At 65.2% G+C, this 8,251-nt stretch carries 4 protein-coding genes; 2 read left to right on the plus strand and 2 right to left on the minus strand.

What is annotated here, in order from left to right; all coding sequences use genetic code 11:
* Positions 1 to 48 precede the first annotated feature (48 nt).
* Positions 49 to 2,316, minus strand: coding sequence for a S9 family peptidase (locus VFO93_RS08805; protein ID WP_325133993.1), 2,268 nt, complete (start codon positions 2,314 to 2,316; stop codon positions 49 to 51).
* Positions 2,317 to 2,402: 86 nt separating this feature from the next.
* Positions 2,403 to 3,266 carry an AraC family transcriptional regulator gene (locus VFO93_RS08810; RefSeq protein WP_325133994.1) on the minus strand — a complete coding sequence of 288 codons (864 nt, stop codon included), beginning with the start codon at positions 3,264 to 3,266 and terminating at the stop codon, positions 2,403 to 2,405.
* A 195-nt stretch (positions 3,267 to 3,461) separates the two neighbouring features.
* Between VFO93_RS08810 and VFO93_RS08815 the strand changes: the two genes are divergently transcribed.
* Complete coding sequence (locus VFO93_RS08815) at positions 3,462 to 6,386, plus strand: zinc-dependent metalloprotease (protein ID WP_325133995.1); 2,925 nt, start codon at positions 3,462 to 3,464, stop codon at positions 6,384 to 6,386.
* A gap of 253 nt (positions 6,387 to 6,639) precedes the next feature.
* Positions 6,640 to 8,064, plus strand: coding sequence for a T9SS type A sorting domain-containing protein (locus VFO93_RS08820; RefSeq protein WP_325133996.1), 1,425 nt, complete (start codon positions 6,640 to 6,642; stop codon positions 8,062 to 8,064).
* Positions 8,065 to 8,251: the final 187 nt, after the last annotated feature.

Genomic DNA, 8,251 nt, shown 5'->3' on the forward strand with positions numbered 1-8,251 from the left:
TTTCGGAGAGGGGGCCGGGGGGTGAGGCGCCCACGTCAGGGCAGCTAACTACTGCGCCGGCAGCTCATTCCACGCCGGCGGGTTCTGCTTTAGCAGGTGGCGCACGAAGAAATCGCGGCGCTTGCGCTCGCCGAAGTCGCCGCCGCTGGTGTGGCCCTGGTTGGGCAGCGTCACGAGTTCGTAGTCCTTGTTGGCTTTGATGAGGGCGTCGGCGAGTTGGTAGGTGGAGGCGGGGTCCACGTTGTCGTCCATTTCGCCCACCATGAGTAAGAGGTTGCCGCGCAGCTGGTTGGCGTAGGTCACGTTGGCGCAGGCAGCGTAGTGCGGGCCGATGGGGTAGCCCATCCACTGCTCGTTCCACCACATTTTATCCATGCGGTTGTCGTGGCAGCCGCACGAGGCCACGGCCACTTTGTAGAAGTCGGGGTGCAGCAGCACGGCGCCGGCCGCGCTCTGCCCGCCCGCCGAGGTGCCGTAGATGCCCACCCGGCTCAGGTCGAGGGCCGGGTAGCGCTGGGCGGCCGCTTGCAGCCACTTGATGCGGTCGGGAAAGCCGGCGTCTTTCAGGTCTTTCCAGCACACGTCGTGGAAAGCTTTCGAGCGGTTGGAGGTGCCCATGCCGTCGATTTGCACCACTATGAAGCCCAGCTCGGCCAGCTCGTGCATGGCCAGGTTGCTGCTCATAAAGGTCTTGGGCACAAACGAATCGTGCGGCCCGGCGTAAATATTTTCGATAACCGGGTACTGGCGCTTGGGGTCGAAATTGGTCGGCCGCACGATGATGCCCCAGATGTCGGTTTGCCCGTCGCGGCCCTTGGCGCTGAACACCTCGGGCGTTTGCCAGCCGGCCTGCTGCCAGGCCGTGAGGTCGGCGCGCTCCAGCGTTTGCAGCACCGCGCCGGTGGCCGCGTCGCGCAGCACGGCCACGGGCGGCAGGTCTACCCGCGAGTACACATCTACGAAGCGGCGGTAGTCGGGCGAGAAGGTGGCGGCGTGGTTGGCGTTTTCGGGGGTGAGGGCCGTGAGGTGCGAGCCGTCGAAATTGACGCGGTAGTAATGCAGCAAATACGGGTCTTGCCCGGTGTCGCGCCCGCTGGCCGCAAACAGAATGGTATGGGCCGCCTCGTCTACGTGCAGTACCTGGCGCACCACCCACGGGCCCTTGGTAATCTGGTTTTTGACCTTGCCCGTGCGGCCATCATAGCGGTAGAGGTGGTTCCAGCCGTCGCGCTCCGACAGCCAGATTATCTCCTGGCCGTCGGCCACGTCGTGCCGAAACAGCTTGCTGCTGTAGGTGATAAACGTGGGGCTGCGCTCCTCGATGAGCGGGCGCACGCGGCCGGTGGCGGCGTCGGCCTCCAGCACGCGGAACACCTGGTGGCCGCGCTCGTTGTACTCGAACGTAACGGCGCGGCTGTCCTTGCGCCACACGGGCTGCGACAAGCTAAACTGCTGCGCAAACAAGCTGGTGGCGAGTGGAATCTGCTTTTTCTCGGCTACCACAAACAGGCTGGGCTGCTCCTGCGGCAGCACGTCGCCGGGCTTGGGGTAGGGCCGGGTTTCGAGCTTAGGCTGAAGCTGGTCGGCCGGCGACGAGCGCAGCAAGTATAGCGTGTGCGGCGCGTTGCGCCGGATGCGGATGCCCACCAGCTTCTTCGAGTCGGGCGACCACTGCAAGTTGCTGGCGTAGTAGTCGTTGGCCGCTCCGTCGAAGCTCAGCGGCGTTTCATCCTTACCCTTAGCGGGCCGCACGTACACGTTGTAGTTTTTGGTGTAGGCTACCCAGGCGCTGTCGGGCGAGTACACTAGCCGGCCGCTTTCGTCCTGGTCGTCGCGCTGGTTCCAGTAGCGGCCTTCCGACTGCTTGCGCAGCTGGCGCAGGGAGGTGGTAGCGGGCGCGTATTCCCACTCCTGGCCGCCGGCGGAGAAATTGAGCAGCAAGCCCGCCGCGCCGGAGTTGAATTTGAGGTTGCTCAGCGGCAGCTGGTACGGCTGCACGGGCTGCTTAAGCGCGGCCCCGAGCTTGGCCGCCAGCGGCGCGGGGTCGAAGGCCGGGCGGGGCGGCTGCGCGCCGTCAGCTTGCCAAAATTCCTGGCCTTTGGGCGTGTAGATGGCGTAGTAAACGGCCTTGCCATCGGGCTGCCAGCTTACCTGGCTCGGGATGTGGTAGGCCGTGTGGTAGAGCTGCTTGTGCAGCGTGGCGCTACGCTGGTAGTCGGCCAGCTGGCCGCCCTGGCCGTAGCTGGAAGTGGCGGAGAAGATTCCTGTCAGCAAGGCCACTAGCGGGGCCGGGCGAGTAAGGCAAAAAAAAGTCATAAGTCAAAAATAAAGCGCAACGGTGGGGCGCTGCTACCGCGCAGCTGTGGCCTAAGTGGTGCCCGCGAGGACCGCGCGGCGCGTTCTCAGCTGCTGCTATCGCGGTATTCGCGCGGGGTTTTGCCCACGATGTTGAAAAACACGCGGTTGAAGTGCGAGAGATTGGCGAAGCCGCAGGCATACGCCGCCCCGGCAATGGTGTGCTCGGTGTGTAGCAGCAGCCGGCACACGTTGGTGATGCGCAGCTCGTTGAGGTAATGCACGTAGGTTTTGCAGGTGCGCTCCTTGAAAAAGCGGCAGAACGCCTCCCGGCTCATGTTGGCCACCGAGGCTACCTCGCCCAGCGTGATGGGGCGGTGGCTTTGCTCCATCAAGAAGCTGACTACCCGTTCCATGCGCTTGCCCTCGCGCTCGGTGAGGGCGCGCATGTGGTCGGTGACGTGCAGCGAGTGCAGCGCGCCGGGGCGCATCAGCAGCTGCACGATTTGCAGCACCGCCAGCACCCGCTCGAGGTTGCTGGTGCGGGGCAGCGCCAGCAGGCGCTCCACGATGGCCGGCCGCACGGCCTCCTGCACCTGGTAGCAGCCGGTGAGGTGCTCAAAAAAACGTCGCACTTCCTGCAATTCCTTGATGCTGTACAAACCCTTGGTGAACACCTCTTGGTCGAAAAACAGCGCTACGGCGTGGCTGCGCAGCTCGGTGCGCTCGGCGTAGTATTCCTGGTGGCTCCGAAACACGTGCGGCACGTGGTGGCCCAGCAAAAACAGGTCGCCAGGCTGGTAGAGGCCGATGTAGTCGCTGCCAATCAGCTTGCCGTGCCCTTCGAGCACGTAGCTCAGCTGGATTTCGGGGTGCTGGTGCAGCTTGTCGTAGAAATAGGGTTGGTTGTCAACCTGGTACCGGATGAAGTCTTCGGTCGACTTAGGAATTTTAAACGGAATGACTTTCATGGGCCACGCAATACTATACCATATTAATAGGCGGCGCGCAAAATCATCTAATTTTCATCAATATACAATTAGCTATTATTAATCCAGCATGAGAGCCCGCGGTAGGGGGCGGATAGTTTTGCGACCAGCTTATCGAAGGCCAATCAGCCCAAGTAACGCCCTCACAACCAACGCAAGTCCCACCCCCTTTCCCGGATGAAGAAAAACCTTTACCCCTTTTTGCTGCTGCTGGTACTCCTGCTAGCCAATGCCTTACAGCCCGCCCGGGCCCAAACAGCGGGCCGGGCCGTAGCCCTCGATTTGCCCCAGCTGCGCCGCCAGCTCGCGCCCGGCGCGGCGCTGCGCACCGGGGCCGGCGAAGCCCACTACGCGCTCACGCTACCTACCCTGCACGGCGACAAGCCGTTTGCCCTCACCGAAACCTTCGTGCTGCCGGCCGCCGACGCGGCGGCCCGGCAGCGGCTGCGCACCTTCGTGGGGCACGAGGTGGGCGAGCCGGCGCACGGCGTGGCGCTGGTGCTCACGCCGCAGGGCCTGCGGGCTGATTTTCATACTGAAACGGAGGCGGCTAGCTTGCGCCCGCTGCCTGCCGGCAGCACTTACTGGCTCCAGCCCACGCCGCCCGAGGCGGCCAGGCCGTGCGGCGTGGGCAGCGTGCCGGGCGTGGTGCTGCGGCCCACGGCCTTCAACACCCAGCCTTCGCCCTACAGCTTTGGCACGCAGGTGCGGGTGGTGCGCCTGGCCGTGATAGTAACGGCCGACTACTACAGCAGCAACGGCAACAGCGACGCGGCCGTGGAGCAGGCCGTGGTGGCGGCGACCAACGTGGTAACCGGCTACTACTTGCAGGAAGTAGCGGTGCGCTTCGAGCTGGTGAAGCCGACCGGGGGCACCTACTACTTCGCCATGGCCGGCGCGGTGGGCAACCAGAACCTGGGCGACGTGCTCGGCAGCGTGCAGCGGCAGTACGCCGTGGGCACCTACGACGTGGGCCATTGCTTCCACAACTCGGGCGGCGGGGTGGCCTACGTGGGCGTCATCTGCGACGCCGGCTACAAGGGCGGCGGCTGGTCGGGCGTGGGCACCAGCGGGGTGCAGCACATTCTGATGCACGAGCTTGGGCACCAGTTTGGGGCCGACCACACCTTCGGCGGCAACTGCGGCTCCGGGGCTTCTGGCAGCCAGCTAGAGCCGGGCGGCGGGGCCACCGTGATGAGCTACGCCGCCGTATGCGGGGCGCAGACCCTGACCGGGGCGGCCGGCAACGACAACCATTTTCACGCCCGCTCGCTCGACCAGATGCGCCGCAAGCTGAACGGCGTGACCTGCCCCACGGCTACGACCAACACCAACCAGGTGCCTACCGTCAGCGCCGGGGCGGCCTATACTATTCCGCGCAATACTCCTTTCGTGCTCACGGCCACCGGCACTGACCCGGCCGGCCAGACGCTGTACTACACCTGGGACCAGTTTGACTACAACTTGGCCAACATCGGCGCGCTGGGCACCATCCCGGGCAATGCCGGTATCGCCGCCGTGAACGACCCGAGCGCCCCGCTGTTTCGGCCCCGGCCGCCGCGCACGGCCAACTCGCGCACGTTTCCTGACCTTTCCTTCGTACTCGCCAACCGCAACCAGCCGCCCAACATCGCAGGCGAAGCTCTGTCAAACGTGGCCCGCGATATGCACTTCACCGTGACGGCCCGCGACCGGCAAACCGCCGGCGGTGCCTACGCCAGCGACAACGTGACCATCACCGTGGCTCCCGCCACCGGCCCCTTTGCCCTGACGGTGCTAAACGCGCCCGCCCTGTGGATAGCCGGCCAGCAGGCCCGCGTGACCTGGGACGTGGCCGGCACCGACCAGGCCCCCATCGGCACCAGCCAGGTGCGCCTGACCCTCTCCACCGATGGCGGCCAGACGTTTCCGACGGTGCTGGCCGCCGCCACCGCCAACGACGGCAGCGAAACCATCACCGTGCCCGCCGGGCTGGCCACCACTCAGGCGCGCCTGCGGCTCGAAGCGGTGGGTAACATCTACTTCGACATCAACGATGTTAATTTCACGATTGGGGCTTGTGCGCTGACTGCTACGCAGTTGCAGCCCGCCACGGCGTTGAGCGCGGCCCCCGGCAGCTCGGCGCTGTATTTGATTCAGCCGCCTTTCAGCCAGACGCAATACACGAACTCGGGCACCGGACAGCTTCAGGGTAGCCTTAGCGCGAGCAGCCCCCGCACGCTGCTCGCGCAGCCCGGCAGCACAGGCGGCTGCGCGCTGTCGGCCACGTCGGTGTACTACGCCGCCACGCCGGTGGTGCCCGCCACGGCTGGCGTGTACACTATCGGTACTTCCACGAGCTTCGCTAATATGGTATTGAGCCTCTACCAGGGCAGCTTTAACCCAGTCAATGCCTGCCAGAACCTGGTGGCTTTCAGCACTAGCGGCAGCCTGACGACGCCCGCGCTCGCGGCGGGCCTCACCTACACGCTTGTGGTATCGACGCAAACCGCCACCCTGCCCAACCCGGCCAGCTACGCCCTCACCTTCGGCGGGGGCAGCGTGTACGCGCCGCTGTCCACGCCCGGCTACGACTACCTGTACGTGGTGGTGAACACGGCCAACAACACGGTGGTGCAGGCCCGCGACGAGGCCGACCTGCGCGCCTTGCCCGTCGGCACCTACCAGGTGTATGGCCTGCTGGTGCAGGGCGGCTACGATTTGAGTTCCTTCGTGGGCGGCACCCTGGCGGCCCTGCAAACGGCCCTAGCTAACGTGGCTCCCTGCGCCCAATTCAGCACTAATGCGCGTAGCGTGACCATTACCAACACCCCGCTGGCTACGCTGGGAGCTAATTCGGCCGGGTTTGGCATCACGGCTTACCCCAACCCGGTGCCGGCCGGGGCCGCGCTGGCGGTGCAGGTGCAGTCGGCCACTGCGCAGGCCGTGGAGCTGCAACTGGTCGACGTGCTGGGCCGCCTGGTGCTGCGCCGCACCGTGGCCGTGGCTGCTGGTAGCACCCGCCTGCCCCTGCCCGAAACTCAGGGCCGCCACGGCCTCTACGTGCTGCGCGTGCAGCCAGCCACCGGGGCCGCCAGCCAGCAGAAGATAGTGCTGGAGTAACTAACCGTCATGCTGAGCGCAGCGCAGCGGAGTCGAAGCATCTCTACCTCAGTACTAACTTCTAATGCTAGCAACGAGGCAGTAGAAATGCTTCGCTGCGCTCAGCATGACGCGGACGTTAGGCTAGCGCCAACAACGAAGTGATAGAGATGCTTCGACTCCGCTGCGCTTCGCTCAGCATGACGACTAAAACTAACTGCGCAACATCAGCTAGTCAATCAATCCACCTTCTTTTCCCAAAAACCCACCCCTCATGGTACACTTCAACTCCCTTCTCTCGCGATGCTCAGTGCGGCCGGCTACCGGCTTGCTCTTTCTGGCCGGTTCGCTGGCCGCGCAACTGGCAAGTGCCCAGGTGGCTTTTCAGCAAGGCACGCTGGCGGTGGTGCGCCACGGCGACCGCACGGCCACGACCGTGCCGAATGGCACGCTGCCGGTGGCCATCGACGAGTACACCACGACCGGCACGCTGGTGCGCAGCCTCGACCTGCCGATGACCGACGCGGGCAGCAACTTCGGCTACCTGGGCTCTTCGGTGCGGAGCAATGCCGATGGCGTGGTGGGCATTTCGCCCGACCGCAGCCGGCTGTCGGTGGCGGGCTTCAACCTTGCCGCCGGCAACGGCAACCCCAACGGCTCATCGGCGGCCCGGGTTATGGCCATCGTGACGGCCAACGGCGCGGTATCGACTTCGGCGGCGTTGATAGGCTCGGCCAACCCGCTGCGCTGCTCGATGGTGACCAATAGCGGCGGGCTCTACTACGCTTTCGGGGCCGAGTCGACGGGCCTGGTTTACGCGCCTGCGGTGGCCGCCACCACGCCGCCCGTGGCCACGCCGCTGGCCTCGGCCACGGTGGTGCTGCCTACGGTGAGCTTCAAGAAGATGCACATCTACGACGGCAACCTGTATTTCTCCACCACCAGCAATGGCACGCTGACCGCCGGGGCCAAAATCCGCCGCTTCACGGGCGTGCCCACCACGGCCGCTACCGCCACCGACCTGCCGGGCATCCCGGCCACGAGCGTGTCGCCGGCGGCCAGCGGCTTCGTCATGTTCGACGTAAACCCGGCCGTTCCGGGCGTTGACCTGCTGTATTACGCGGACGATGCCACGGCCACGGTCATCAACAAATACAGCTACAATGGCACTACCTGGGTAGCGCGCGGCAGCTTCACGGTAGCGCCCAACCAGGGCGATGGCCTGCTGCGCGACCTCACCGGCCGCCTGGAAAACGGCCAGCCGGTGCTCTACGGCGTGAGCTACACCTCGCTCTACAAATTTGCGGATGCCAGCCCCTACACTACTGCCGCCAACATCACCCAAACCATCCTGGTAGACAACGCGCAGGGCGGCGTCTTCGCTTTCCGCGGCCTTTCGTTCTCGCCCGGCACGCGCGAGCAGATTACGCTCGGCACGGCTTCGGCGCAGCTGGCCCGCGAAATCGCGCTGTGGCCCAACCCGGCTGCTAATGAGGTGCAGCTCAGCCTACCCGCTTCGCTGGAGCGCGAAGCCATGCAGGTATCGGTGCTGAATACGCTGGGCCAGACGGTGGCCACCCGCTCGCTCGCCGCCGGCGCGGTGCGCGTGCTGCCGCTGGCCGGCCTGGCGGCCGGCGTGTACACGGTGCAGCTGCACACCAGCGCTGGCACTGTTACGAAGCGCCTGGTGCGCGAATAGCGCATCAAGCTGCCAAAAAAAGGCGACTACCGCAGCCAGAGTATCGGCTGTGGTAGTCGCCTTTTTTTATGTATACCTGACGTGTGAACCTCACCCCCCGGCCCCCTCTCCAAAAAAGAGGGGGAGCCGACCGCCAGCAGACGCAAGCGAACGTTGTTAGGCGTCAGGCTCCCCCTCTTTTTTGGAG

Origin of the sequence: Hymenobacter sp. (assembly GCF_035709525.1) — a bacterium.
Lineage (GTDB): Bacteria > Bacteroidota > Bacteroidia > Cytophagales > Hymenobacteraceae > Hymenobacter.

What these genes read in the sequence shown, in the direction of transcription:
- VFO93_RS08805 (WP_325133993.1), bottom strand. Translation starts at nt 2,316, where the DNA reads ATGACTTTTTTTTGCCTTACTCGCCCGGCCCCGCTAGTGGCCTTGCTG.
- VFO93_RS08810 (WP_325133994.1), bottom strand. Translation starts at nt 3,266, where the DNA reads ATGAAAGTCATTCCGTTTAAAATTCCTAAGTCGACCGAAGACTTCATC.
- VFO93_RS08815 (WP_325133995.1), top strand. Translation starts at nt 3,462, where the DNA reads ATGAAGAAAAACCTTTACCCCTTTTTGCTGCTGCTGGTACTCCTGCTA.
- VFO93_RS08820 (WP_325133996.1), top strand. Translation starts at nt 6,640, where the DNA reads ATGGTACACTTCAACTCCCTTCTCTCGCGATGCTCAGTGCGGCCGGCT.